The organism is Coriobacteriaceae bacterium, from assembly GCA_025993015.1.
Taxonomy (GTDB): Bacteria; Actinomycetota; Coriobacteriia; order Coriobacteriales; family Coriobacteriaceae; genus Collinsella.
Map to the genome: position 1 here is coordinate 1,324,955 of DAJPFV010000001.1, position 25,610 is coordinate 1,350,564.

Annotated in this window: 22 protein-coding genes; 16 read left to right on the top strand and 6 right to left on the bottom strand. The window is 59.9% G+C overall.

Going from position 1 to position 25,610, the window contains the following annotated elements; all coding sequences use genetic code 11:
• The first annotated feature begins 56 nt into the window (after positions 1–56).
• The 4 genes from OIL77_05590 (at position 57) to ugpC (ending at position 4,422) form a co-directional block, all read left to right on the top strand.
• Positions 57–1,373, top strand: a complete 1,317-nt coding sequence (locus OIL77_05590) for an ABC transporter substrate-binding protein (protein ID HJI44873.1) — start codon at positions 57–59, stop codon at positions 1,371–1,373.
• An 87-nt stretch (positions 1,374–1,460) separates the two neighbouring features.
• Positions 1,461–2,315, top strand: a complete 855-nt coding sequence (locus OIL77_05595) for a sugar ABC transporter permease (GenBank protein ID HJI44874.1) — start codon at positions 1,461–1,463, stop codon at positions 2,313–2,315.
• Positions 2,315–3,154, top strand: a complete 840-nt coding sequence (locus tag OIL77_05600) for a carbohydrate ABC transporter permease (GenBank protein HJI44875.1) — start codon at positions 2,315–2,317, stop codon at positions 3,152–3,154. The genes OIL77_05595 and OIL77_05600 overlap by 1 nt, the downstream gene beginning before the upstream one ends.
• Before the next feature lie 68 nt (positions 3,155–3,222).
• Entirely contained in the window at positions 3,223–4,422 is a 1,200-nt protein-coding gene (gene ugpC, locus OIL77_05605; protein HJI44876.1) for a sn-glycerol-3-phosphate ABC transporter ATP-binding protein UgpC, read from the top strand.
• A 457-nt stretch (positions 4,423–4,879) separates the two neighbouring features.
• Here ugpC and glgP read toward each other — a convergent pair whose 3' ends face one another.
• The 3 genes from glgP to galE form a co-directional block, all read right to left on the bottom strand.
• Positions 4,880–7,147, bottom strand: coding sequence for a glycogen/starch/alpha-glucan family phosphorylase (glgP, locus tag OIL77_05610; GenBank protein ID HJI44877.1), 2,268 nt, complete (start codon positions 7,145–7,147; stop codon positions 4,880–4,882).
• A 129-nt stretch (positions 7,148–7,276) separates the two neighbouring features.
• Positions 7,277–8,782 (bottom strand): 4-alpha-glucanotransferase, encoded by a 1,506-nt coding sequence (gene malQ / locus OIL77_05615; protein ID HJI44878.1) that lies wholly within the window; start codon positions 8,780–8,782, stop codon positions 7,277–7,279.
• Positions 8,783–9,003: 221 nt separating this feature from the next.
• Complete coding sequence (gene galE / locus OIL77_05620) at positions 9,004–10,065, bottom strand: UDP-glucose 4-epimerase GalE (GenBank protein HJI44879.1); 1,062 nt, start codon at positions 10,063–10,065, stop codon at positions 9,004–9,006.
• A gap of 266 nt (positions 10,066–10,331) precedes the next feature.
• Here galE and OIL77_05625 point away from each other — a divergent pair, with 266 nt between their 5' ends.
• Positions 10,332–11,537: a hypothetical protein gene (locus OIL77_05625; GenBank protein HJI44880.1), complete on the top strand. Its 1,206-nt coding sequence runs from the start codon at positions 10,332–10,334 to the stop codon at positions 11,535–11,537.
• Positions 11,538–11,755: 218 nt separating this feature from the next.
• Here the strand turns inward: OIL77_05625 and murB are convergent, their stop codons facing one another.
• Positions 11,756–12,718, bottom strand: a complete 963-nt coding sequence (gene murB / locus OIL77_05630) for a UDP-N-acetylmuramate dehydrogenase (GenBank protein ID HJI44881.1) — start codon at positions 12,716–12,718, stop codon at positions 11,756–11,758.
• 183 nt (positions 12,719–12,901) lie between these two features.
• Here murB and OIL77_05635 point away from each other — a divergent pair, with 183 nt between their 5' ends.
• The 5 genes from OIL77_05635 (at position 12,902) to OIL77_05655 (ending at position 19,074) form a co-directional block, all read left to right on the top strand.
• Positions 12,902–13,930: a LacI family transcriptional regulator gene (locus OIL77_05635; protein HJI44882.1), complete on the top strand. Its 1,029-nt coding sequence runs from the start codon at positions 12,902–12,904 to the stop codon at positions 13,928–13,930.
• Positions 13,931–14,134: 204 nt separating this feature from the next.
• Positions 14,135–16,663: a phosphoketolase family protein gene (locus OIL77_05640; protein ID HJI44883.1), complete on the top strand. Its 2,529-nt coding sequence runs from the start codon at positions 14,135–14,137 to the stop codon at positions 16,661–16,663.
• A gap of 418 nt (positions 16,664–17,081) precedes the next feature.
• A complete protein-coding gene (locus OIL77_05645; GenBank protein HJI44884.1) occupies positions 17,082–17,570 on the top strand; it encodes a hypothetical protein in 489 nt (162 codons plus the stop codon).
• 38 nt (positions 17,571–17,608) lie between these two features.
• Positions 17,609–18,376 (top strand): GntR family transcriptional regulator, encoded by a 768-nt coding sequence (locus OIL77_05650; protein HJI44885.1) that lies wholly within the window; start codon positions 17,609–17,611, stop codon positions 18,374–18,376.
• Positions 18,361–19,074: a GntR family transcriptional regulator gene (locus OIL77_05655; GenBank protein HJI44886.1), complete on the top strand. Its 714-nt coding sequence runs from the start codon at positions 18,361–18,363 to the stop codon at positions 19,072–19,074. The genes OIL77_05650 and OIL77_05655 overlap by 16 nt, the downstream gene beginning before the upstream one ends.
• A gap of 151 nt (positions 19,075–19,225) precedes the next feature.
• On the opposite strand, the gene OIL77_05660 is transcribed toward OIL77_05655, so the two are convergent.
• Positions 19,226–19,423, bottom strand: a complete 198-nt coding sequence (locus OIL77_05660; GenBank protein HJI44887.1) for a type II toxin-antitoxin system RelB/DinJ family antitoxin — start codon at positions 19,421–19,423, stop codon at positions 19,226–19,228.
• Positions 19,424–19,469: 46 nt separating this feature from the next.
• Positions 19,470–20,525, bottom strand: coding sequence for an IS1595 family transposase (locus tag OIL77_05665; GenBank protein HJI44888.1), 1,056 nt, complete (start codon positions 20,523–20,525; stop codon positions 19,470–19,472).
• Between the two features lie 171 nt (positions 20,526–20,696).
• Between OIL77_05665 and OIL77_05670 the strand changes: the two genes are divergently transcribed.
• From OIL77_05670 to OIL77_05695, 6 genes are read left to right on the top strand one after another with little or no spacing between them, the layout of a single operon-like run.
• The gene (locus OIL77_05670) at positions 20,697–21,812 is read left to right on the top strand and encodes an SIS domain-containing protein (protein HJI44889.1); all 1,116 of its coding nucleotides are present in this window, start codon (positions 20,697–20,699) and stop codon (positions 21,810–21,812) included.
• Positions 21,813–21,872: 60 nt separating this feature from the next.
• Complete coding sequence (locus tag OIL77_05675; GenBank protein ID HJI44890.1) at positions 21,873–22,934, top strand: SIS domain-containing protein; 1,062 nt, start codon at positions 21,873–21,875, stop codon at positions 22,932–22,934.
• Between the two features lie 46 nt (positions 22,935–22,980).
• Positions 22,981–23,400: a PTS fructose transporter subunit IIA gene (locus OIL77_05680; protein HJI44891.1), complete on the top strand. Its 420-nt coding sequence runs from the start codon at positions 22,981–22,983 to the stop codon at positions 23,398–23,400.
• A gap of 57 nt (positions 23,401–23,457) precedes the next feature.
• The gene (locus OIL77_05685; GenBank protein ID HJI44892.1) at positions 23,458–23,940 is read left to right on the top strand and encodes a PTS sugar transporter subunit IIB; all 483 of its coding nucleotides are present in this window, start codon (positions 23,458–23,460) and stop codon (positions 23,938–23,940) included.
• Between the two features lie 58 nt (positions 23,941–23,998).
• On the top strand, positions 23,999–24,772 hold the full coding sequence (locus OIL77_05690) for a PTS sugar transporter subunit IIC (protein ID HJI44893.1): 774 nt from the start codon (positions 23,999–24,001) through the stop codon (positions 24,770–24,772).
• Positions 24,753–25,586 carry a PTS system mannose/fructose/sorbose family transporter subunit IID gene (locus OIL77_05695; protein ID HJI44894.1) on the top strand — a complete coding sequence of 278 codons (834 nt, stop codon included), beginning with the start codon at positions 24,753–24,755 and terminating at the stop codon, positions 25,584–25,586. The genes OIL77_05690 and OIL77_05695 overlap by 20 nt, the downstream gene beginning before the upstream one ends.
• Positions 25,587–25,610 lie beyond the last annotated feature (24 nt).

The following is a 25,610-nucleotide window of genomic DNA, read 5'->3' on the forward strand; positions in this document are numbered from 1 at the left end:
CAATCTCCGAAGGCGGCGGCAAAGGGTGCCGCCACGGTGTGAAAGGGTGGATTGTAATGAAGAACGAAATGAGCAGAAGGCAGTTCCTGGGCTTTGCTGGTTCCGCGGCTGCGGTGCTTGGTCTGGGTCTCGTGGGCTGCGGTGGTTCTGCCGGCTCCGGCTCCTCTGCTTCTGGTGACGCTGCCGAGGTCTACTTCCTCCAATTCAAGCCCGAGGTCGACAAGGAGTGGAAGGAGATCGCCAAGGCCTATAAGAAGGAGAAGGGCGTCGAGGTCAAGATCGTGACCGCCGCCTCCAACACTTACGAGGAGAAGCTCAAGTCCGAGATGTCCAAGAGCTCCGCTCCGACCCTGTTCCAGGTCAACGGCCCCACCGGTCTTAAGAACTGGAAGGATTACTGCGCCGACCTGTCCGATACCAAGCTCCGCGGTGAGCTCATTGACGACTCCCTGGCTCTGCAGTCCGATGGCAAGGATCTGGGTATCGACTGGGTCCAGGAGAGCTACGGCATCATCTACAACAAGCAGCTGCTCGAGAAGGCTGGTTACAAGGCCGAGGACATCAACTCCTTCGACAAGCTGAAGGCTTGTGCCGACGACATCCAGGCCCGCAAGGACGAGCTTGGTGTTGAGGGCGCCTTCACTTCCGCTGGCATGGACGACTCCTCCAGCTGGCGCTACACCACCCACCTCGCCAACCTCCCGCTCTACTACGAGTTCGAGAAGGAGCACAACCAGGAGGACGACGAGATCAAGGGCGAGTATCTCGACAACTTCAAGCAGATTTTCGACCTGTACATCACCGACTCCACCTGCGATCCTTCGCAGCTTGCCTCCAAGACCGGCGACGACGCCACAAACGAGTTCGCAACCGGCAAGGCCGTCTTCTATCAGAACGGTTCTTGGGCCTACGCTGACCTCACCAAGGCTGGCATGACCGACGATCAGATTGGCATGATGCCCATCTACATCGGTGTCGACGGCGAGGAGAACCAGGGCCTGTGCTCCGGCGGCGAGAACTACTGGTGCGTCAGCTCCCAGGCTTCCGAGGATGCCCAGAAGGCCACCGAGGACTTCATGTATTGGTGCGTCACTTCTGACACCGCCACCAGCATCATCGCTGACAAGATGGGTCTGACTGCCCCGTTCAAGAGCGCTAAGGAGACCACCAACGTCTTCTCGCAGCAGGCCGTTGCCATGGCCAAGGACGGCAAGAAGACCGTCGCTTGGGACTTCGTTTACATCCCCTCTGAGGAGTGGAAGAAGAACCTCAAGCAGGCTCTGATTGCCTATGCTGCCGACAACAGCAAGTGGGACGGCGTCAAGAACGCCTTCGTCGATGGCTGGAAGACCGAGAAGGCTGCTTCCGAGTAAGCAGTTGCTGCCCAAGCTATCTGATTAGCGACAGGGGGCGGGCAGACGTTGGTTTGCCCGCCCCCTGCATATTGAAAGGACCCTTCTATGGGCAAAGCACTCAAGCGCTGGTGGCCGCTCTTTATGCTGCCCACGTGTCTGGCGTTTATGATCGGGTTCGTGATCCCCTTTATCCAGGGTTTCTATCTCTCGTTCTGCCAGTTTATTACCATCAACAACACGCACTTTGTCGGTATCGAGAACTACGTGCGCGCACTGTCCGATCCGCAGTTTGCCACGTCGTTCTTCTTTACCGTGGCGTTTGCCTTCCTGTCGACGGTGCTCATCAACGTGATCGCCCTCGCCATCGCGCAGGCGCTCACCCGCAAAGCGCTCAAGGGCACCAACATCTTCCGTACGATCTTCTTTATGCCTAACCTGATCGGCGGCATCGTGCTGGGCTACATCTGGCAGATTCTGATCAACTGCCTGCTCTCCAACGTGGGCGCCCAGCTCATCGCCCTTAACTCTGCTGCTGGCTTCTGGGGCCTTATCATCCTGACCCTGTGGCAGCAGGTCGGCTACATGATGATCATCTACATCGCTGGTCTGCAGTCCATTCCGTCCGACTACATCGAGGCCGCCAAGGTCGACGGTGCCACGGCATGGCAGACGTTTTGGAAGGTTAAGATCCCTAACCTGATGCCGACGATCACCATCTGCCTGTTCCTGTCCATCACCAACGGCTTTAAGCTGTTCGACCAGAACCTCGCCCTTACCGGTGGTGCCCCCGCGCACTCCACCGAGATGCTCGCCCTGAACATCTACAACACGTTCTATTCGCGTGCTGGTATCGCATGGCAGGGCATTGGCCAGGCCAAGGCAGTCATCTTCTGCATCCTGGTCGTCGCTATTTCTATGATCCAGCTTAAGGCCACGAGGTCCAAGGAGGTGCAGCAGTAATGAAACGCGATAAGGCTATTAACCGCGCGCTCTCGATTTTCTTTACGATTCTGTCGCTCGCATGGATCTATCCCGTGTTCATGATTGCGCTCAATTCCTTTAAGAAAGCGACCGCAATCAGCACCACCACGGCATTCGATCTGCTCACGCCCGAGACGTTCGACGGCCTCGCAAACTACATGCACGCCCTTAATGAGCAGGGCTTTGCCTCGGCATTTATGTACTCGCTCATCATCACGGTCACGTCGGTCGTGCTGATCTTGGTGTGCTGCTCCATGTGCGCTTGGTACGTGGTTCGTGTCAACAGCAAGATCTCGAACTTCTTCTATTACCTGTTCGTGTTCTCGATGGTTGTACCGTTCCAGATGCTCATGTTCACGCTGTCCAATTTGGCGGACCGCATCGGCTTTAACACGCCGTTCAACATCTGCTTTATCTATCTGGGCTTTGGCGCGGGCCTGGCGGTCTTTATGTTCGCCGGCTTTGTAAAGAACATCCCGCTCGAGATCGAGGAGGCGGCCATGATCGACGGCTGCAACCCGGTCCAGGTGTTCTTTAAGATCGTCCTCCCCATTATGAAGCCCACCTATCTTTCGGTCGGCATCCTCGAGACCATGTGGGTCTGGAACGACTACCTGCTGCCCTACCTTACGCTCGACTCCACCAAGTACAAGACCATTCCTATCTTGATCCAGTACTTCCGCGGCGGCTACGGCCACGTCGAGCTCGGCCCCATGATGGCCTGCATCATGATGGTCGTTGTCCCCATCGTCGTCATGTACATCCTCTGCCAGAAGTACATCATCGACGGCGTGGTGGCAGGTGCCGTCAAGGGCTGATGCCGTAACTGTTTTGCAAGTTTCTGCGGCGCCCCTCAGCGTGGCGCCGCATATCGAAAGGTAAAGACATGGCCGAGATCGTTCTCAAACATGTTCAGAAGGTGTATCCCAACAACGAGTCCAAAAAGAAGGGCTTCTTTGGCAAAAAGAAGAAGACCGAGGAGAAGAAGCACAACCTCAAGGTTACCGAGGACGGTGTGCTCGCTGTAGAGGACTTCAACCTCACCGTTCACGACCAGGAGTTCATCGTCCTCGTTGGCCCCTCTGGCTGCGGTAAGTCCACGACGATGCGCATGGTCGCCGGCCTGGAGGACATTACCTCGGGCGACGTGCTCATCGATGGTAAGCGCGTCAACGACGTGGCGCCCAAGGACCGCGACATCGCCATGGTGTTCCAGAGCTATGCTCTGTACCCCAATATGACGGTGTACGAGAACATGGCGTTTACGCTTGAGCTCAAGAAGGTCCCCAAGGACGAGATCGACCGCAAGGTTCGCTCCGCTGCCGAGATCCTGGGCATTACCGAGTACCTCGACCGTAAGCCCAAAGCGCTTTCGGGCGGCCAGCGCCAGCGCGTCGCCATCGGCCGCGCCATCGTGCGTGACCCCAAGGTCTTCCTGATGGACGAGCCGCTGTCCAACCTGGATGCCAAGCTTCGTAACCAGATGCGTGCCGAGCTCATTAAGCTGCGCCACGAGATCAAGGGCACGTTCATCTACGTCACTCACGACCAGACCGAGGCCATGACCCTCGGCGACCGCATCGTGGTCATGAAGGACGGCGTCGTCCAGCAGATCGCCACGCCGCAGGAGGTCTTCAACCATCCCGCGAACATCTTCGTCGCCGGCTTCATCGGCGTGCCGCAGATGAACTTCTTCGATGCCCAGCTGGTGCGCTCGGGCAACGGCTTTACCGTCAAGACCGAGGACATGAACGTTGCTCTCGCCCCCGAGACCTGCGCTCAACTCGCTCTTAACTGGGACGGCGGCGACGTGAAGGAGATCACGGCCGGCGTGCGCCCCGAGCAGATCCTGCTTGCCGACAAGGGCGAGGAGGGTGCGCTCCAGGGTACCGTCGAGGTGACCGAGCTCATGGGTTCGACCGAGCACGTCCACGTGACCGCCCCCGACGGCCAGTTTGTCCTGATTATCCCCGTCGTCGACCTCGAGGCCAAGGGCGCGCTCAAGGCTGGCGACACCATCTGGTTCAAGTTCGAGAAGAACGCGACCCATCTCTTCGATAAGGTGTCTGGCAAGAACCTTATCTAGGCCCGGTGCATCCAGGCCCTCCCTTTGGGCGACTGCGGTATTGCCATCCTTTTGCCGCGGTCACATATAAGGCTCCCCTCCCGTCCGCTGGGCGAGAGGGGGGCCTTTCTTTGTGCTGGGGGTGTCTGACCGGTCGTTTGTCTCGATCTGTAACGGGTAGGGCCGATTTCGGACGCTAGGTGTTACAGATCGAGACGGTTCCGCCGAGCTAACCATTTCATCTAAATCTGTAACACCAAAGGCGAATTTCAGTTGCTAGATGTTACAGATTGAGATAAACCCAAGGGGAGGGGCCGGTATGTCTCAATCTGTAACAGCTGGGGCCGTTTTTACCGAGTAGCTGTTACAGATCGAGATTGTTTGGTCGAGTCGGGTCACAGGGTAACGTGCGGGCACAAAAAACGGAGCCGTGTTGCCACGACTCCGTTTCTCAAGAGGATGGGTAAGGGAAGCGAAATTAGTTCAGGTGCCAGATCTCGTCGTTGTACTGGGAGATGGTGCGGTCGGACGAGAAGGCGCCGGCGTTGGCGATATTGATGAGCGCCTTGCGCATCCAGGCGTCCTGGTCCTCGTAGTCGGCCAACACGCGCTCCTTGGTCTGGATGTACTCCTCGATGTCGAGCAGGGCCATAAACCAGTCCTTGCCCTTAATGTCGTCGTGCAGGCGCTGCAGGCGCTCGGCGTTGCCGGTCGCCATAAAGGCGGGGTTGGTGATGAAGTCCACCAGCAGTTTAATGCCGGGCTTGCGGTAAAGTGCACCGGCGCTGTAGGTGCCGTCGGCATAGAGCTGCTCGACCTGCTTGGACGAGGCACCAAAGGTATAGATATTCTCGTCGCCCACGAGCTCGGCAATCTCCACGTTGGCACCGTCGAGCGTGCACAGGGTTAGGGCGCCGTTGAGCATGAACTTCATGTTGGAGGTGCCGCTCGCCTCCTTGGAGGCCAGGCTGATCTGCTCGGAGATGTCAGCGGCGGGGATCACGCGCTCGGCGGCGGTGACGTTGTAGTTCTCGATCATGACAACCTGCAGGTAGGGAGCCACGTCGGGGTCGTTTGCAATCCACTGCGACAGCGTCAGGATCAGATGGATGATGTCCTGCGCGATAGTGTAGGCAGGCGCCGCTTTGCCGCCAAAGATGATGGTGACGGGGTGCTTAGGTCTGTTGCCGTTCTTGATATCGAGGTACTTCCAGATGATGTAGAGCGCGAGCATCTGCTGGCGCTTGTACTCGTGGATGCGCTTGACCTGGACGTCGATGATGGCGTTGGAGGGAATGGTCACGCCCTGCTCGAGCGCCATGAACTGGCGCATGATGACCTTGGCCTCGACCTTGGTGGCGGCCAGGCGCTCAAGAACGTCCTTGTCGTCGGCGAACTTGGCGAGTTTGCTCAGATCGCCGGTGCTGCGCCAGTCGGTGCCGATCACATCGTCGAGCAGGCTGGCGAGCGCGGGATTGGCCCCATGGATCCAGCGGCGGAAGGTGATGCCGTTGGTCTTGTTGGAGAACTTCTTGGGATAGATCTCGTAGAACGGATGAAGCTCGGTGTCCTCCAGGATCTTGGTGTGGAGGGCGGCTACGCCGTTGATGGAGAAGCCAAAGTGGATGTCCATGTGGGCCATGTGGACGGTGTCGTGCTCGTCGATGATGGCGACGTGCGGGTCATCGTGCTCGGCCTTCGCGATCTCATCGAGCTTGACGATAATGTCGGCGATGGCAGGGGAGACCTTCTGCAGGCTGGCGAGCGGCCACTTCTCGAGCGCCTCGGCAAGAATCGTGTGGTTAGTGTAGGCGACCATGGAGCGTACGATGGTCACGGCCTCGTCAAACTCGATGCCATGCTCGGTGGTGAGCAAGCGAATGAGCTCGGGGATGACCATGGTGGGGTGCGTGTCGTTGATCTGGACAACGGCGTAATCGGCCAGATCGTGCAGGTTGCTGCCGCGCTCGATGGCCTCGTCGATTAGGAGCTGGGCGGCGTTGCTCACCATGAAGTACTCCTGGTAGATGCGAAGCAGGCGGCCCTGCTCGTCGGAATCGTCGGGGTAGAGGAACAAGGTGAGGTTCTTGGCGATCTCGGTCTTATCGAAGTCGATGGAGCTGCCGGGGACCAGGCCGTCGTCGACGCTCGCCAGGTCGAAAAGGCGCAGGCGGTTCTTGGTGGGCTGGCCGTAACCGGGCACATCGATGTTGACGAGCTTGGAGGTAACGGCAAAATCACCGAACTCAACGGTGTAGGAGCGGTCGTCATCGATTACGATATCCTGCTCGCCGAGCCACTCATCGGGAACGGCCTTCTGCTGGTTGTCGACAAAGCGCTGACGGAACAGGCCGTAATGGTAGTTGAGGCCCACGCCGTCGCCGGTGAGGCCCAGCGTGGCGATGGAGTCTAAAAAGCATGCAGCCAGACGGCCCAGGCCGCCGTTGCCCAGCGAAGGCTCGACTTCAAACTCCTCGATTTTGTTGAGGTCGTGGCCGGCGGCGGTGAGTTGCTCCTTAACCTCGTCATAGATGCCGAGGTCGATCATGTTGTTGATAAGCAGCTTGCCGATCAAAAATTCGGCAGAGATGTAATAGAGCTTTTTCTTGCCATTGTTGAGCGGGCAGGCGGCAGAGCGCTCCTGTACGAGCTTGGCGAGCAGCTTGTAGATGCTGCGATCGTCGAGCTGCTCGAGCGATTTGCCAAAGGCCTGCTCGGCAAGATCGGAAAGGTTAATGTGGGGCATGTTTCCTCCTGTGATGAGTTGTTAGACATGTCTTAGATACAAAGAAGCCCGCGCGAGGGGATTGGGGTGCCCTCGCGCGGGAAAGCGAGCACGTCCGATGTGTTGGGGTGGCGTCGGACGTGATTGCCCTTATTGGGGAAGCTCGATATCGCCTTCCGAGGGAATGCGGAAGTACGTCTCGGTCCAGTCGGTGAGCTTATGCTCGAGCTCGCGGGTGATGGCGCCATCGAGCATGCGCCAGGTCCAGTTGCCGCCAAGCGTGGCGGGCGTGTTGATGCGTGCCTCATTGCCCAAGTTGAGCAGGTCCTGCATGGTATAGATGCAGGTATCGCTCACGCTGGCGGCGATGGTGCGATTGAGGGCATCGGTGATGGGCTCGCCGTCGCGCTGATGCGTATACAGGGCGGCCTGCTCGCGCTGACGCGGGGTGGCCGTTCCCTCAAACCAACCGCGCGCCGTCTCGTTATCGTGGGTGCCCACATAGGCGACGGTGTTGGCGATGTAGTTATGCGGCAGGTAGTACGAGTTGGTGCCCTCAAAGGCAAACTGCAGGATCTTCATGCCGGGGAAGCCCGAGTTGTCGCGCATGTCGATGACGCCGGGGGTGAGGAAGCCCAAGTCCTCGGCGATGATGGGCAGCGTGCCGAGCTTTTCCTCGAGCGTCTTGAAGAACTTGAGGCCGGGACCCTGCGTCCACGAACCGTAGGACGAATCGGGCGAGGAGAACGGCACCTCCCAATAGGCCTCGAAGCCGCGGAAGTGATCCAGGCGGATGACGTCGTACATGTCGAGGGCGGCGCGAATGCGGCCCTCCCACCAGGAGAAGCCGTCGGCCTCCATGGCGTCCCAGTCGTAGATGGGGTTGCCCCAGTACTGGCCGGTAGCCGAGAACTGGTCGGGCGGCGTGCCGGCGACGCTCACGGGATTGCCGGCGGCGTCGATCTTAAAGAGCTCAGGTGTCGCCCACATCTCGACGGAGTCACGCGAGACATAGATGGGCAGGTCGCCGATGATGAGAATGTCGCGCTCGTTGGCATAGGCCTTGAGGCGGCTCCACTGGCGATCGAAGAAGTACTGCGCCATCTGGTGGTAGAGCATACGCGCCGGATGGTCGGCGCAGACCTTGGCGGAAGCCTCGCCGCGGGTGCGGAGCTCCGCGGGCCACTCCCAAAACGCCTTGAGACCGCACTCCTCTTTGACGGTCATGAACTCACAGTAGGGGATGAGCCAGTCCTCGTTGGCCTGGACAAAGTCATCGAAATCGGCCGGCTTGTCGGCAGCAAAGCGCTCGGCGGCGCGGTCGAGAATCTGACGGCGGCCGCCAAAGATAGCACCGTAGTCGACATTGCTGGGGTCGGATCCCAGATACACGCCATCGATATCGCGCTGCTCCAGATACCCTGCCTCGATAAGCTCGGCAAAGTCGATAAAGTTGGGGTTGCCTGCGCGGGCCGAGAACGACTGATAAGGCGAATCGCCATAGCTGGTCGTCGTAAGGGGCAGAATCTGCCAGTAATGTTGTTTGCACGAGGCGAGAAAATCGACGAAGTCGTAGGCATTCCAGCCAAAGCCGCCGATTCCGTATGGTCCGGGCAGAGATGAGACGGGCATGAGGACGCCGCTTGCACGCTCCATGAATGCGCTCACCAACCTTCTTGTTGTGGGGTCGGCCTGCCGATGGGTGTGCAGTCCGCCTCCGATGTTCTGATCCGATACGCCTATTGTAAAACATGTTGTTTAAACATGTACAGGCAAGATAAAAAAGTTGGTCGATTTTCGGCGAATGGCTACATGCCATGAAAAAAGCCCCGACCTCACAACGTGAGATCGGGGCAAGAACGGTATGTAGGTTTTTGCTACTCGGCGTCGGCGAAGCCGTTGGGGTTGTGGCTCTGCCAGTTCCAGCTATCGCGGCACATGTCCGCGATGTCGTACTGGGCCTTCCAGCCCATCATGCGCTCGGCCTTGGAGGCATCGCACCAGTTGGCAGCGATGTCGCCGGCGCGGCGCTCGCGGATCACGTAGGGCAGCTCCTTGCCACAAGCCTTGGAGAAGGCGGCGACGACCTCGAGTACCGAGGTGCCGGTGCCGGTGCCCAGGTTAAAGATCTCGACGCCGGTCTTGCCGTTCATCCAGTTAAGGGCGGCAACGTGACCAGAGGCCAGATCGCACACGTGGATGTAGTCGCGCACGCCGGTGCCGTCGGGGGTGGGGTAGTCGTTGCCAAAGACCTGAACGGCCTCGAGCTTGCCCACGGCGACCTGGGCGACATAGGGCACCAGGTTGTTGGGGATGCCCTTGGGGTCCTCGCCGATCAGGCCCGACGGATGAGCGCCGATGGGGTTGAAGTAACGGAGCAGCACGACGTCCCACTCGGGGTCGGCGGTGTGGACGTCCATAAGGATCTGCTCGATCATCCACTTGGTCCAGCCATAGGGGTTGGTTGCGGGCTTCTTGGGGTCTTCCTCGGTGACGGGCGGGTTGTCCGGGTCGCCGTAGACGGTCGAGGAGCTCGAGAAGATGATGGACTTGCAGCCATGGTTGCGCATGACGTCGATGAGCACCAGGGTGTTCTCGATGTTGTTGTGGTAGTACTCGACGGGCTTGCTCACCGACTCGCCGACGGCCTTAAAGCCGGCAAAGTGGATGACACGGTCGATCTGATGGGTATCGAAGATCTTGTTCATCGCATCGCGGTCGAGCACGTTGGCCTCGTAGAAGGTGAGGTTCTTGGCGGCCTCGTCGCCCACGATGGTCTTGACGCGGTCGACGGCGACGGCGCTGGAGTTGGAGAGATCATCGACGATGACGACCTGGTAGCCACCCTCGAGCAGCTGAACGACGGTGTGCGAGCCGATAAAGCCGGCGCCACCGGTAACGAGGACGCAGGTGTCTTTGGGGTCGAGTGCTTTGGACATGTAGTCTCCTATCGAATCAGGAACACTTCTAGAGGGGAGTATAGCGCAGGCGGGGACGCCCAAATGGTGCACTGTAGGAAAAGCAGAGGATTATGTTAACGTACTCATATCAGAGCTTGCTCAATTGTTACCTCAAATTTGACAATTGCTTACGAGCCGCCGACCTTGTAGTTTCCTGCCGTTCGTGGAAATCGTTGGGACGCGCCATATGTACGCTAATATGTATGAGTTGAGCGACATATAAATAAGCATGTAACGGAGTACATATGTCACCAAACAGCGATTCCATCCTTTCCCAGGAGCTCTCGCGCCGCACTGCCCTTAAGGCCCTGTTCGGCGCCGCTTCTGCGGCAGTTCTTTTTGGCCTGCCCACTCGCGCCCATGCGGCGGAGGCTTCCAAAGAAACCACCGATAAATTGAATGCCGCCCAGGCCCAACTCGACGAGGTTCAGGCCCAGCTCGACAGCATCGCAAATGAGTATGCGGCGCTGGCCAACAAGAATGCCCAGACCCTCAACGACATCGAGAATGTCCAGGGCAAGATTGACGACACGCAGGCCCAGATCGATGAAAAGAAGGCCGAGCTCAAGAAGAAGCGCAACGACCTTTCCGATCGCGTGGCCGCCAGCTACAAGTCCGGCGGCACGAACATCCTGTCGCTGCTGCTGGCCTCTGGCTCGTTTGAGGAGCTCGTTGCCAACGCGCATTACGTTGAGAAGATCAACAAGAGCGACCGCGATGCCATCGAGGATATCCAGACGATTCAGGCTGAGCTCGACGCACAGAAGACCGAGCTCGAATCACAAAAGGCCGACCTGGAGAAACTCAAGGACCAGCAGACGGCTCAGATGCAGGATATGCAGGCCAAGCAGCAAGAAGTCCAGACCGTGCTGAACGGTCTTTCCGACGACGTCAAGGAACTCATGGCTCAGCGCGATTCCGAGATCCTCGCTGCCGCCCAGGCCGAGGAGGCCGCTAGGAAGGCCGCCGCTGCCGCGGCCGCCGCGAACAAGAACAATTCCTACTCGGGTGGTTCGAGCTCGGGTGGCGGATCGTATGCGCCCGGAACTCCGCAGCAGAATGCCGGCTCGGGCAAGCAACAGGCCGTCGTCAACGCGTGCTACTCCACGCCTTCGCCGGGCCAGAACTGGTGCGCGGCGTGGGTTACCAATGTCTTCCGTAACGCCGGCGTTGGCTACTTTGGCGGCAACGCCTGCGACATGTTCAACGCCTGGTGCTATAGCTCCGACCGCTCGGCGCTGCAGGTGGGCATGATCGTGGCCGATTCCTCGCACAGCGGCACAGGTGCTCCGGGCCTTATCTACGGTCATGTGGGTATCTACGTTGGCGGCGGCATCGTTATGAGCAACGAGGGTGCCATTACGTCTAAGTCGCTTGATTCGTTTATTAGCTTCTATGGCACTGGCTCTGGCGTGCGTTGGGGCTGGCTCGGCGGTATCGCGCTGTCGTAACTGCGGCTTGGTCCGGGACAGTCCGAGAGGCATAAGGTTGCCTGCTCGGGCAGTCCTGCTCGCACGGAGAGCACATTAAGTGCTCTCCGGCTCGTGTGGAATTCGCGATCAACCTTATGCCTCTCGGACTGTCCCGGCCCTCTCGGGTCCTGAGCGCGACACACCGGACTGGGTTATCTGAATAAAGATGGTGAAGGCCCCTTTCGGGGCCTTCTTTGTTAAAGGAATTCGCCGACTCGGTGGACTTCGGGTTCGAGGTCTACGTCGAATTGGTCTTTGACGGTTGTTTGGATGTGGCGGATGAGTTCGTCGACATCGGCGGCGGTGGCGTGGTCGGCGTTGACGATGAAGCCGCAGTGCTTTTCGCTCACCTGCGCGCCGCCAATGGCGTGTCCTCGCAGGCCGGCGTCCATGATGAGCTTGCCGGCAAAGTGGCCCTCGGGGCGCTTGAAGGTGGAGCCGGCACTCGGCATGTCGAGCGGCTGCTTGTCCTCGCGGCGCTGGCGGTAGTCGTCCATGTCGGCCTTGATCATCGCGGCGTTGCCCGGGGCGAGATTGAAAGTGGCCGAAAGCACGATAAAGCCGTCGTCGGCGATGCGGCTCTTGCGATAGCCCAGGTTGAGTTCGTCGGCATCGAATTCGATGATGTTGCCGCTGCCGCGGGTGCCGTCGTCGAGCTGGCGAGCGGGTTTGTAGACGCGCACGGACTCTAGCACATCGGCCATGCAGGCACCGTAGGCACCGGCGTTCATGTAGCAGGCGCCGCCGACCGATCCGGGGATGCCCGAGATGGGCTCCATGCCGGTGAGGCCGGCCTCGGCTGCCGCCGCGGCGACATCGGAAAGCAAGGCGCCGGCTGCCGCCGTGACGTGCGTGCCGTCGACCGTAATGTCGGAGAGGCCTTCGCCCAGCGCCACGACGACGCCGCGGATGCCCTTGTCGCCGACAAGCAGGTCGGAGCCGTTGCCCACGATGGTAAGCGGCAGGTCGCAGCGATAGCAGGTATCGAGCGTGGCGACGAGGCCCTGCTCGGTATCGGGCGTGACAAAGACGTCGGCCGGGCCGCCGATCTTAAACGTGGTGTGCTCGCGCATGGGCTCGCTCATCAACACGTTGTCCTCGCCGGCAACGCCAGCGAGCGCGCACAGCAGGTCCTCGTTAAAAAAGTCGTTCTCGTGCATATGAATATCCGCCTTTTGGTGGTCGTCGTCATCAATCGATTGCAATATACCCCACCCGGACGGATTTGGTGCGCTGACGGCGATAAAACAGCCGTCTACCGGATTGGTAAAGTGTTTATCACCGAGGTAGAGGGGTAGTCGCTATACTTTCAAGAGATTGCGCGTAAACCCGGAAGGAGCGAGATGGCCAACAAAGTCACCCTCAAGCAGATCGCCCAGGAGGTGGGGCTTTCCCCCTCGTCGGTCTCGCTTGTGCTCAATAATCGGCCCTGTCGCATCTCGGAAGAAAACCGCAAACTCATCAAAGAGGTCGCGGCGCGCAACCACTATGTTCCCAACCAGATCGCGCGCAGCCTGGTCATGCGCGAGTCGCGCACGCTGGGCCTTATCGTCCCTAACATCGAGAGCCGCTTTTTTGCCTCGCTCGCCGGCAGCTTGGAAAAGCGCTGCCGCGAGGACGGCTACGCGCTCTTTATTACCAGCTCGGGTGGAAGTGCCGAGGACGATCTGGAGCTCCTGCGCCAGCTGGTGACGCGCGGCGTCGACGGCGTCTTTCTGGTGGTAGGTGACGAGTTCTCCGACGATCGTGCCCTGCGCGAGGAAGTGAGCCATCTGCCTATCCCTGCCGTGATGGTCGACCGTGCCATTGAGGGGCTCGAGTGCGACAAGGTGATGTTCGACCACGAGATGGGTGGCTACATGGCCACCCGCTACCTGATCGAGCAGGGCCACCGTCGCATTGCCTGCTTGGTTAATGCGCGCCGTTCCAATACGGGTCGTAAGCGTCTTGCCGGCTACGAGCGTGCGCTGCGCGAGGTTGGCCTGCCTATTGACGCGCGTTTGGAGTTTGAGAGCGAGTACTACATTCCGAGCGCATACGAGGCCTCGGAGGCGGTGCTCGCAACTGACGCCACCGCCGTGTTCGCAAGCTCGGACAACATTGCCCTCGGTCTGCTCAAGCGCTTGCACGAGATGGGGAAGAGCATTCCGAGCGATATCTCGGTCGTAAGCTATGACAACTCGGCGGCCGACGTTCTCTTTGAGCCGGCGCTGACCGCGATTGAGCAGGATCCTGGTGTCCTTGCGGAGCATGCTTTTGGCTGCATGTCCAAGCGTCTTGCCGGTAGAGGCGGTAGGCGTGCCGAAGAGGTCGTTCTGGAGCCGGCGCTTATCGTGAAGGGCAGCGTGCTTGAGCTTACTAAACACAACTAAACACGTTTATCAATTTGCAGAGACCGAATGTGGAGCACCTGTGACGGGCAATGCCGCAGGTGAATGTCGCGTTTTGCTAATCGATGGGATTGATAAGGGTGGTAAAACGTTTTTTCACCATGATAAAACGTTTTAGCAAATATACTAGTCCCAACGAAAGGTTGCCGTATTGGAGGGTGACCGCACAGCGAAGGGACATAAACAATGGCTAAAACACTGGGGACGCCGTGGCAAAAGCTGGGCCACGAGGTGCCGGCTTCCGAGCTCGAGGGCGTCGACCTGTATTGGCGCGCATCGAACTATCTGTCCGTCGGTCAGATCTACCTTCGCTCTAACCCGCTAATGCGCCCCGACTTTGTCGACGAGAAAACCGGTGAGGTGCGCGACTTTGGTCGTCCGGACGTTAAGCACCGCTTGGTTGGCCACTGGGGCACCACGCCCGGCATCAACTTCCTGTTCGGTCACGTCAACCGTCTGATCGCCGACCACAACCAGAATGCTATCTTCTTGATGGGCCCTGGTCACGGTGGCCCCGCCGGTACTGCTCAGTCGTTGCTCGACGGCACCTACCGTGAGATCCGCCCCGACATCACCAATGACGAGGCCGGCCTGCAGAAGTTCTTCCGCCAGTTCTCCTATCCCGGCGGCATCCCGAGCCACTTTGCGCCCGAGACGCCCGGTTCCATCCACGAGGGCGGCGAGCTCGGCTACACGCTCAGCCACGCCTACGGCGCCGTTATGGACAACCCGAGCCTGTTGGCCGTGGCCGTGGTGGGCGACGGCGAGTCCGAGACCGGCCCGCTCGCGACCTCTTGGCAATCCAACAAGCTCGTGAACCCGGCAACCGACGGCATCGTCCTGCCGATCCTGCACCTCAACGGCTACAAGATCGCCAACCCCACCATCCTTGCCCGCGTGTCCGATGAGGAGCTCACCAAGTTCTTTGAGGGCATGGGCTATAAGCCGCACTTCTTTGTCGCCGGCTTTGACGACGAGAGCCACGCAAGCATTCATGCGCGTTTCGCTGCCCTGTTTGAGCAGGTCTTTGACGAGATCTGTGACATCAAGTCCACCGCGCAGGCTCAGGCCGCCTCAGGCGAGACCGTGGTCCGCCCGGCCTACCCCATGATTGTGTTCCGTACGCCCAAGGGCTGGACTTGCCCCAAGCACATCGACGGCAAGAAGACCGAGGACTCCTGGCGCGCGCATCAGGTGCCGCTGGCGAGTGCCAAGGACACCCACGAGCACTTCCGCGTGCTGCGCGAGTGGCTGCGTTCCTACAAGCCCGAGGAGCTCTTTACGCCCGAGGGCCAGGTGCGCCCCGAGGTGACGGCCTTTATGCCGACTGGCGAGCTGCGCATCGGCGCCAACCCCAACGCGAACGGCGGTAAGGTGCGTCGCGAGCTCGAGCTGCCCGATATCCACGCCCACGAGATTCCCGTCGCCGAGAAGGGCCATGGTTGGGGCTCCACCGAGGCTGCCCGCGTCTTTGGTGAGTACACTGCCGACGTTCTGGCCAAGAACATGGACGACTTCCGCATCTTCGGTCCCGACGAGACCGCGTCCAACCGCCTGCAGGCCGCTTATAAGGTGACCAAGAAGCAGTGGGATGCCGGCTTCTACGAGGACGAGGCCAACGACGAGCTGCTCGCTGGCTCCGGCAAGGTTGTCGAGCAGCTGTCCGAGCACCAGTGCGAGGGCTTCCTCGAGGCCTATGTGCTCACCGGCCGCTCCGGCGTGTGGAGCTCCTACGAGAGCTTTGTCCATGTGGTCGACTCCATGGTCAACCAGCACTGCAAGTGGCTCGAGGCTACCAAGCGCGAGATTCCGTGGCGTGCCCCCATCAGCGGCCTCAACATTTTGCTGTCGAGCCATGTTTGGCGTCAGGACCACAACGGCTTCTCGCACCAGGATCCCGGCTTTATCGACCTGCTACTCAACAAGGCCAACGACACGCATATCGTGAACGCTTACTATCCGGCCGACGCTAACATGGCTCTCGCCGTGGCCGAGCGCGTCTACCAGTCCACCGACTGCGTCAACGCCATCTTCTGCGGCAAGCAGCCCGCCCCGACCTTCCAGACGGTCGACGAGGCAAAGGCCGAGCTCGCCGAGGGCGTCGCAAATTGGGAGTGGGCATCGACCGCCGACTCGCTCGGCGAGGCCGACGTCGTGGTCGCCACGTGTGGCGACGTGCCGACGCTCGAGGCTCTGGCTGCAACCGATATGCTGCGCGAGCTGGGCATCAAGGTATGGTTCGTCAACGTGGTCGATCTGCTCAAGATTCAGAACGTCTGCGAGAACGACCAGGCTATAAGCGACGAGCGCTGGGCTGAGCTGTTTGGCTGCGGCGAGAAGCCCGTGCTCTTCGCGTTCCACGCCTATGCCGGCACGATTCGCCGCCTGATCTGGAACCGCCCCGGACACGACGCGTTCCGCGTCCACGGCTACGAGGAGAAGGGCTCCACGACCACGCCGTTTGACATGCTGCGCCTGAACAACATGGATCGCTGGGCCCTGGCCGCCGACGTGCTGCGCATGGTTGACTCCGATAAGTTTGCCGAGCAGATTGATGAGTGGGAGGCCTTCCGCACCGAGGCCTTTGAGTTCGCGTGCGACGAGGGCTTCGATCACCCGGCCTTTACCGACTGGGTCTGGCCCGACGCCGCAGCCGCAACTGCTGCCGACGGCGCGCTCTCCGCAACGCAGATGACCGCAGGCGACAACGAGTAGGTAGGCATCCGGGACGGTCTCGCGCTGGGGCCGCCTCCAGGCGGGTTGCCTTGGTCTGAGAAGTGGGCTTCGCGAACTTCTCAGACCAAGGCAACCCGCCTGGAGGCGGCCCTCTCGACTGTTTCGATATGCGGGGGCTGAATTTTTTAATGTAATGGGGACTTTGCTGATGCTGCCTTGGAGACTGCATATCTGACTTTGGGCAGCCAAGATTACATTGCCGGGGCCGGGGTGACTTGGTTAGGTTTTGGAAGTTCGCGAAGCCCACTTCCAAAACCAAGCACCCCACCCCGGCCCTCGTCCGTATGTTCTTCCGCTGGGCGAGCCATAGACGCCGCGCACCGATCTACTAAAGCATGAGCTTGAAATTGGTGCTATATTCAGCTTGAGTTGTTTAATGCTAGTACGGGAGGCTGATATGGGGCTGTTCAAGAAGAAAAACCCGCAGGATGCCTTTGATCCCGATGTGTTTACCATCACGGATACGATTTTGGACCCGCCGCGGTTTACATTTTTGCCGGCCATCTACCAGGATGCCACGCGCCGCAAGTGGGCCGTGCATCAGCGCGGCGGCGAGCCGAAGATTTTTGACTATGCGGACGTGTTGCAGTGCGAAGTGGCCGAGGCGGGCGATCCGGAGGCCGAAGAAGCGGTCTCTAAACAGGAATTTGCCCAGCGTATCCTGGCAAATCCTGCCAAGGCAGCAAAAATAAATGCTGCCAAGCGTAATATGTGTCTTGGTATGGGCGTTGTTGTGGCGGTTCAGACGGGAAAAGACGAGGTTTCCAAATTAGAGATTCCCGTTATGACCGACGAAGTCAAACGCGATTCAAGTCTATATAAGTCGTATCGGAATGTCGCCGAGAAGATCAAGGCAGAATTTGATGCCATGGGAGGGCTGGCCTAATTTTGGCGGCATACGTTTCTGAATGAGGAGTCTGTGCAATGGCAGGCGAATCTTATGCAATTCCCCCCAAAGATTATGCTGTTGAGGGAATTCTTTGGTATATCCAGCACCATCAGCTTGCCGGCGGCGATCGCCTGCCGGCCGAGCGCGTGCTGTGCGAAGAGATTGGCGTTTCGCGTACGGCGTTGCGTGCCGGTATCACGCGGCTTATCTCGTGTGGAACGCTCGAGAGCCGTCGCGGATCGGGCACGTATGTGTGTCCTCCCAAGCCGCTGAACATCTTCCAGGAAACGTATAACTTTTCCGATGCTGTGCGGACTGCCGGCCTGCACCCCTCTTCTCGTCTGGTTTCCACCGGGACCATCGAGGCGGATGAGGCGCTTGCCGACAAGCTTGGGGTGGCTGTAGGCGCTCCCTTGCTCCGCATGCAGCGCGTTCGACTTATTGAGGGCGAGCCGGCGTCAATCGAGACCGCTCACGTTAACCTGTCCCTGTGCCCATCGCTTCCCGAGCACGATTTTGAGTGTGAGAGCCTTTACGATGTCTTGCTCAAAGAAGGTGGCGTGCGCGTTGAGCATGGACGTGAGCATATCTCCATCTCGCGTTTGAACGTCGAAGAGGCCGAGCTGCTCCAGCAAGAAGAGGGAACGCCGGTGTTCTATGAGAGCTCGATCGAATTTGATAAGGACATGCGTTTTGTGGAGCATTGCAAATCGGTGATTTTGCCCACAAAGTTCCGCTTTGCCGATAACGGCGAAGAGAACGGCATGAGGAGCGTGGCAGGTGAACAATGGCTGAAACAGTAGATGCCACCCCGGTTTATATGCGCATTCGACGCTGCATCGAGGAACGTATCGAGCGCGGTGCATATCCCACGGGTTCCATGATTCCGTCCGAAAAAGACCTCGCCGAGGAATTTGGTACGACACGCTTGACCATCCGAAGCGCTGTCGATGAGCTGGTTCGACGCGGGCAGATTCGCCGTGTTCGGGGAAAAGGTGCCTTTGTGGCGCAGAAAGTACCTGCTTTTTTTGAACGCACGGTCGGTTTCCGTGAATCGGTCCGTGCTTCGGGCGGCGAGCCGTCCGTCCGTATTCTCGCGCGTTCCAAGCGTTATGCGGGGCCATATTACGCCGACCTGTTTGGCATCGCCGAGGACGACCTGCTCTATTCCGTTCGACGCCTGAACTGCATAAACGGTAGCCCCGTATCGATTGAGACGGCGCTGATTCCCTGCCTGCTGTTCCCAACCATCGAAGATATTGACGTGTCGGTCTTCAGTTTGTACGAGACCTATGAGATGCTGGGCCGAAAGCCAGTCATGGCACAGGAAAAGCTCGATATCGAGGCACTGGGCGCACGAGATGCCGGCCTCCTTGGACTGGAACAGGGCGATCTTGTTTTGCTTTTGGAATGCGTGAGCTATGACGCGAGCGGTCAGGCTATCGAGTATGTAAAGTCCTTCAATCGTGGCGATACGGGCGGCTACACCTATACGTACTAGCTGGGGCTTTGCATCGCGCGCGGTAACAGCCGGTCTGTTTGGGCAATTTGACCGACTGTATATACAACCTTACATGGCTCAAAATCGACCGTTCGCCGAAGGGGATAAATTAAGGCTCTGTTAGACCAGGATTGACATGCCGACCTGCCGGCTAACTCGCCGTCTTCCCGTCGGGCACCGGCGTCTTGACCCTCATCTCGAACGGCATCCCGCCCTCCCGGACGAGCGCCCTGAGGAACGCGTTGACGGCGGTGGACATGGACAGGCCGAGCTCGTCCAGGATGGCCGTGGCCTCCTTTTTGGCCTCCGGGTCGATCCGGATCGTCGTGGCCGGTATATTCGACGGCATGGCCTCACCCCTCCTCGTATATCGCGATGCGACCATTCTACCGCCTCTATGCGGCGGGCGCGGCCCAGTAGTCCATGTAGGGCGGCTCCACGTTGAACATGTCGCGGACGCGGCTCCTGCAGACGCCGTGCGCGAGCTGCCGCGCGACCGTGCGCCCGGCGGCGCCGGAATCGGTCGCCATGAAGGTTCGGCACCACCTGAACCAGGCGAGGTAGGCATCGAGGTGCTTCGTCGACACGCCCTTGAACGGCTCCATGAAGGCGCCGAGGAGCGAGTGGACGGTGTTGACCCGGTTGATGGTTCCCCCGGAGCGGTCCTTGGGGTCGTAGGCCGCGTGCGCGGCGACCTCGAGTTCCGCGAGGACGCCGACGTAGGCGGCCGCCCTGTCGGTCGCGACGACCGAGCCGGCCGCGATGCGGCCCCTCAGCGCGTCCATGGCGCGCTCCCTCGAAAGGGCGCCCCGCCCCGTGACCTCGAGGAACGTCTCGTTCGAGTCGTTCACTCCGGTCATGACGCAGATCCGCTCGCGCGACAGCCCGCGTCTGTGCACCTGCTTGCCGCGGTGCCGGGAGGGGCGCGGCATCGTGAACGACCCCTTCGCGTGGTTGCCCTTGAACGACTCGGGGAAGTAGGTCTCGTCGAGCTCGCAGCCGCAGCCCCGCTCGACCCTGAACGAGGGGGAGTAGGCCGAGAGGCACTCGATCAGCCTGTGGCGCATGGTGTAGGCGGTCTTGAGGCAGACGCGGCAGCGCCTCGCGCATTCGCGCAGGGGCAGCATGAGCGCGAAGCACTCGGCGTAGGCCATCCAGGTCTCCTTCGGGAGCCTGCTCGTCCCCAGGATGCGCTCGCTGCCCATGCCGAAGGTCCTGCCGCAGCCCCGGCAGAGGTAGCGCTGCTCGCCGTTCTTCGATTTGCCCTTCTTCACGACCGCGGCGGACCCGCAGCGCGGGCAGCGCTCGATTTCGCAGGCGGAGCCGGCCGCGTCGTCGAACGCCGCCGCGCGGATCACGTCCCTGACGGACTCGATAGCGCGGCGGCGCTCGGTCTTGCTGAGGTTCGCCATGCCCTTCTTGAAGTTGAGGACCAGGTCTTCGGCGTTCATGCTGCCCCCATCATCGCGGTCTATGGGGTCAACGATATGGCACCGTGAGGACACATATATGTCAATCCTGGTCTAACAGAGCCTAAATTAATCGACAAAGAGGTATCAAAAAGCCGTAACCTATAACTGTGATTGGTATCAAATACTAATGATTTGTAACGAGGTGAGACGATGAAGATGCTCGATTACGTTCAGCTTGCCCATGTGCGTATGGGGGAGAACCTCGAGCGTTCGTCTGAGCTGGTAGCGCAGCTCGTTGATATTTTCCAGTCCGGTTCTTTTGACGCACTGCGCATCGTTGCTTCGGGTTCGTCGCGCCATGCCGCCGATTGCGCCCGCGATTACCTGCAAGATGCGCTGCAGATGCAGGTGTCCGTTGTAACGCCCGAGGCCTTCGTCGATTTTGAACACACCTATCCGCAGCATGCGCTCAACATCGCCGTCTCGCAGAGTGGCTATTCGACCAATACGATTGCGGCGCTCGATTACATGCGCGCACACGATATGGCTGCAGTTGCGCTCACGGCAAACGTCGAGGCACCCATCAAGGAACAAGCTGACATCGTTCTTGACTACGGTGTGGGCGTCGAGTCGGTGGACTTTGTAACTCTGGGCGTCGAGGTTCTCGTTGAGTATCTGGTGCTCTTTGGTATTTACGGCGGTCAGGCGCGCGGAACGGTTGACGCCAAAGGCGTTGCCCAGCGTCTTGACGACCTGCGCGAGGCTATCCAGGCCAATGCCGTGATGTGCAAGACCGCCGAGGCATATGTCCAAGACCACATGCTCGAGCTTTCTGAGCACACGCCCGCTATGGTCGTCGGCAACGGCCCCAACTATGGTGTTGCCGAGGAGGCAGCGCTCAAGCTGAGCGAGACCATCAAGATTCCTGCCATGCATCACGAAGGCGAGGAGTTCGTCCACGGTCCCGAGATGCAGATCGTTCCGGGCTATCTGGTGTTTATTGTCGACGATCCGCAGGGGTCGGAGCGTCTTGCGAATATCGCCGATGCGCTATCGAACGTTACGACAAAAACGGTGCTGCTCACGGCCCATCCCAAGGGTGGGGCTCACGAGGTTGTGGTGCCTCAGGTGGCTCCGCTGCTCAGCGCAATTCCCAATCTCGTGTTCTTCCAGACGATTGCGGCAATAATCGCCGAGCGTCTGAAGTCATGGGACGTTCACCCGTATCTCGATGCCGTCTCCAAGCAAATGGAGGTCAAGGCAGAGGGCTACGAAGAGTCAGTCAATGCGCTTAAGGCCAAAGCGGCTGAGTGTTACGGAATATAAGCGGGTTTTGATGCCCGTTGGCATGGGGGATGTGGAAACAACCCCAGAAAGGAGAGACAAATGAAGGAAACCGAGAAGATCGAGATCATGCATTTCGACCAGGAGGGCTATCTCGAGGACGGCAAGGCGCTCTACGAGGCCGGCAAGAAGATGACCGCGCTCGCCGACAAGGTCGCCGACGAGGGCTACGACGCCGTGTTCCTGATGGGCGTCGGCGGCACCTGGGACGAGCTCATGCAGCTCGAGTACCTCATGAACAAGTTCGGCGACCGCGACCTCGAGGTCTACCTGATCCACGCCGCCGAGTGGAACGCCATGGGCCACAAGCGCATGACCGAGAAGTCCGTCGTGCTCACCGCCTCCGAGTCCGGCACCACCCCCGAGGTCCTCGAGGCCGTCAAGAAGATGAAGGACATGGGCGTGCGCGTCTACGCCATGACCAAGCCCGAGGGCCCCATCGGCCAGGCTGTCGGTGCCGAGAACTGCGTTGCCATGGCTTCTGATCATGGTTCGGGCGGCTGCGAGAAGGGCTACTACCTCGCCGACTGCTTCGGCCTGCGCCTGCTCAACCGCCGCGGCTGCTTCCCCAAGTTCGACCTGTTTATCGAGCAGACCAAGGACATCTGGAAGGACATGCTCGACATCCGCAAGCGCTTCGAGCCGCGCGCCGAGGAGCTCGCCAAGAAGTACGCCCTGGCCCCCTACACCATGTTCATCGGCTCCGGCGCCCTGTGGGGCGAGACGATCCTGTTCTCGATGTGCATCTTGGAGGAGATGCAGTGGAAGCGCACCCGCTACATCACCTCGGCCGACTTCTTCCACGGCACCCTCGAGCTCGTGGAGCCCGGCGTCCCGGTCTTCCTGTTCATGGGCGAGGACGAGAACCGCAAGCTCGACGAGCGCGTCCGCGCCTTCCTGACCCGCGGCGTGACCGGCGACACCGACATCAACATCATCGACACCGCCGAGTTCGCGATCCCCGGCCTTGACGACGAGTTCCGCGTCATCGTGTCCCCGTGGATCCTGACGGTGCTCGTTACCGACCGCCTGGCTCGCTACTACGAGACGGTCACCAAGCACAACCTCAAGTATCGTCGCTACTATCACCAGTTCGACTACTAAAGAAAACGGGTGCGGGAACGTGCCGGGCTATTGAGAGGAACACAGAATGAGACAGTACATCATCGCCAGCCATGCGCACTTCGCTACCGGCATCAAGGAGAGCGTCGAGCTGCTCTCGGGCGCTCGCGACAACGTCCACGATCTTTCGATGTTCGTCGATGGCCGCATGGACGTGGCCGAGGAGGCCCAAAAACTGCTGGCAGGCATGTCTGCTGACGATGATGTCGTTGTCTGCACCGACCTCTTTGGCGGCAGCGTCAACAACGAGTTTACCAAGATCGTCCAGACGCGTCCCCGCACGTACCTCGTTACCAACATGAACCTTCCTCTCCTCATCCAGTTGCTGTTCTCTGACGAGTCGGCGCCGGTTGAGGAGACGATTCGCGCCATCGTCGCTGCGGACGATACGCGCGTGAAGTTTGTCAACGATCTTTTGGTCGATGACGACGAGGAAGAAGAGTTCTAATCCGCAGCACCTACTGACACGCCGTAAGACGGCACAAGACCTTTGGGGGGTCACATTATGATTCAGCTACTTCGCGTTGACCATCGCCTGCTTCATGGCCAGGTCGCAGTTTCCTGGGTTCAGGGCCTTGGCTCCAACTGCATCTTCTGCGTGGGCGATAAGGTCGCTAACGACCCGGTGTGGAAGACGACGCTCAAGATGGGCAAGCCTGCCGGCTGCAAGCTCGTCATCAAAGATATGGAGCATGCAATCGAAGCTATCAACTCGGGCGTGACCGACAAGTACAAGATGATCATCTGTGTCGCCACTATTGCTGAGGCAAAGCAGCTTGTTGAGGGCTGCCCGCAGATCAAGTCGGTCAACCTGGGCAACACCAAGCCCAAGGACGAGAAGCGTCCCGATGCTCGTCAGGTCTCTCGTCAGATCTTCCTGACCGCGGCCGAGGAAGCCGATGTGCGCGAGATGCTGGATCGTGGCGTTGAGGTCGAGATTCGACCCCTGGCCGATGACCCCAAGGTTGACTGCGCCAGCGTGCTCTAGGCGTTCAATTTCGAAGAGTCTGAGCTCTTCGTAGTGTCCTATTAGGAAAGGGGGATATATGCTTACCCAAGCAATCCTCATCGGACTTATCGCCGCATTTGGTAAGTTCGACTGCCAGCTCGGTACGCTCTATGCGTTCCGCCCCATCGTCCTGTGCCCGCTCGTGGGCCTGGTGCTGGGGGACCTGCAGTCCGGCCTCGCGATCGGCGCCAGCCTGGAGCTGCTGTTCATGGGCTCGATCTCCATCGGCGCCTACGTGCCGCCTGATGAGACGATCGGCGGCGTGCTCGCCTGCGCCTTCGCTATCCAGCTGGGCCAGAGCACCGAGGCAGCCATCGCGCTTGCCATGCCCATCGCCACGCTGTGCCTTGCCATCAAGAACATCCTCAACGCCGCCCTGCCGATCCTGGTTGACCGCGCTGATGTCTTCTCCGGCCAGGGCAACCTTAAGGGTGTCTATGCGATGCACTTCCTGATCGGTTTGACCGGTATCATCATGGCGTTCCTGCTGTGCTCGCTGTCGTTCTATCTGGGTGCTGACGCCATCCAGGGCATGCTCAACTTCATCCCGCCCTTTGTCCTTGCTGGCTTTGGCGTTGCCGCCAACATCCTGCCGGCCATGGGCTTCGCCATGCTCGGCCGCCTGGTGCTCACCAAGCAGCTCGTGCCCTTCTACTTCCTGGGCTTCCTGCTGTGCTCCTACGCCAACGTGCCCGTCCTGGGCGTCGCCCTGATCGCCATCATCATCGGCATCGACAAGTTCGACCTGCTCGGCCTGGGCGGAGCCCAGCCCCAGCTCTCCGCGGAAGGGGATGAGGACGATGACTTCTAGTCCCGAGAACAAGATCACGCGCTCCGACCTCGTCAAGAGCGCCGTCAACGTCGGCGCCCTGGGCATGGAGTTCTCCTGGACCTACTACAAGCAGATGAACATCGCCTTCTGCCTGATGGTCGCCAACATGCTCAAGAAGATCTACGCCGGCCGCCCCGACGACTACGCCGAGGCCCTGCACCGCCACTGCGCGTTCTTCAACATCACCGTCCAGTTCGCCCCGTTCGTCGGCGGCATCGCGATGGCCATGGAGGAGAAGGTCGCCCGCGGCGAGATCGAGCCCGAGAGCGTCAACGACGTCAAGGCCGCCCTCATGGGCCCGCTGTCCGGCATCGGCGACTCCATCTTCCTGTCGACGCTGCGCGTGGTCGCCGCCGCGGTGGGCATCAGCCTGTGCCAGGCCGGCAACCCCTTCGGCCCCATCGCCTTCCTGCTCATCTACAACGTCCCCGGCTTCGCGCTGCGCGTCTGGGGCGCCGTCAAGGGCTACGAGCTGGGCGTGGGCTTCCTGGACGAGGCCCAGAGGACCGGCCTCATGCAGAAGATCATGACCTGCGTGGGCATCGTGGGCGTCATGGTCGTGGGCGCCATGTGCAAGGACATGTTCTGGGCCAGCATCCCGGTGGCCATCGGCTCGGGCGACGACGCCCAGACCCTCCAGGACATCCTGGACGGCATCATGCCCGGCATGCTCGGCATGCTCGCCTTCTGGCTGTACTACTGGCTGCTGTCCAAGAAGATCAACCCCATGGTGCTGATCGTGGCCACCATGGCCGTGGGCATCGTCGGCGCGTTCTTCGGCGTGCTGGCATAAGGGCCCGGCTGCATAGATTTTCGT

Bases quoted from the DNA above. Each gene is read 5' to 3' on its own strand.
- OIL77_05590 (HJI44873.1), top strand. From the start codon at position 57: ATGAAGAACGAAATGAGCAGAAGGCAGTTCCTGGGCTTTGCTGGTTCC.
- OIL77_05690 (HJI44893.1), top strand. From the start codon at position 23,999: ATGCTTACCCAAGCAATCCTCATCGGACTTATCGCCGCATTTGGTAAG.
- malQ (HJI44878.1), bottom strand. From the start codon at position 8,782: ATGGAGCGTGCAAGCGGCGTCCTCATGCCCGTCTCATCTCTGCCCGGA.
- OIL77_05675 (HJI44890.1), top strand. From the start codon at position 21,873: ATGAAGGAAACCGAGAAGATCGAGATCATGCATTTCGACCAGGAGGGC.
- ugpC (HJI44876.1), top strand. From the start codon at position 3,223: ATGGCCGAGATCGTTCTCAAACATGTTCAGAAGGTGTATCCCAACAAC.
- glgP (HJI44877.1), bottom strand. From the start codon at position 7,147: ATGCCCCACATTAACCTTTCCGATCTTGCCGAGCAGGCCTTTGGCAAA.
- OIL77_05625 (HJI44880.1), top strand. From the start codon at position 10,332: ATGTCACCAAACAGCGATTCCATCCTTTCCCAGGAGCTCTCGCGCCGC.
- OIL77_05680 (HJI44891.1), top strand. From the start codon at position 22,981: ATGAGACAGTACATCATCGCCAGCCATGCGCACTTCGCTACCGGCATC.
- OIL77_05660 (HJI44887.1), bottom strand. From the start codon at position 19,423: ATGCCGTCGAATATACCGGCCACGACGATCCGGATCGACCCGGAGGCC.
- OIL77_05695 (HJI44894.1), top strand. From the start codon at position 24,753: ATGAGGACGATGACTTCTAGTCCCGAGAACAAGATCACGCGCTCCGAC.
- OIL77_05650 (HJI44885.1), top strand. From the start codon at position 17,609: ATGGCAGGCGAATCTTATGCAATTCCCCCCAAAGATTATGCTGTTGAG.
- OIL77_05665 (HJI44888.1), bottom strand. From the start codon at position 20,525: ATGAACGCCGAAGACCTGGTCCTCAACTTCAAGAAGGGCATGGCGAAC.
- OIL77_05635 (HJI44882.1), top strand. From the start codon at position 12,902: ATGGCCAACAAAGTCACCCTCAAGCAGATCGCCCAGGAGGTGGGGCTT.
- OIL77_05670 (HJI44889.1), top strand. From the start codon at position 20,697: ATGAAGATGCTCGATTACGTTCAGCTTGCCCATGTGCGTATGGGGGAG.
- OIL77_05595 (HJI44874.1), top strand. From the start codon at position 1,461: ATGGGCAAAGCACTCAAGCGCTGGTGGCCGCTCTTTATGCTGCCCACG.
- OIL77_05600 (HJI44875.1), top strand. From the start codon at position 2,315: ATGAAACGCGATAAGGCTATTAACCGCGCGCTCTCGATTTTCTTTACG.
- galE (HJI44879.1), bottom strand. From the start codon at position 10,065: ATGTCCAAAGCACTCGACCCCAAAGACACCTGCGTCCTCGTTACCGGT.
- OIL77_05655 (HJI44886.1), top strand. From the start codon at position 18,361: ATGGCTGAAACAGTAGATGCCACCCCGGTTTATATGCGCATTCGACGC.
- OIL77_05640 (HJI44883.1), top strand. From the start codon at position 14,135: ATGGCTAAAACACTGGGGACGCCGTGGCAAAAGCTGGGCCACGAGGTG.
- OIL77_05685 (HJI44892.1), top strand. From the start codon at position 23,458: ATGATTCAGCTACTTCGCGTTGACCATCGCCTGCTTCATGGCCAGGTC.
- OIL77_05645 (HJI44884.1), top strand. From the start codon at position 17,082: ATGGGGCTGTTCAAGAAGAAAAACCCGCAGGATGCCTTTGATCCCGAT.
- murB (HJI44881.1), bottom strand. From the start codon at position 12,718: ATGCACGAGAACGACTTTTTTAACGAGGACCTGCTGTGCGCGCTCGCT.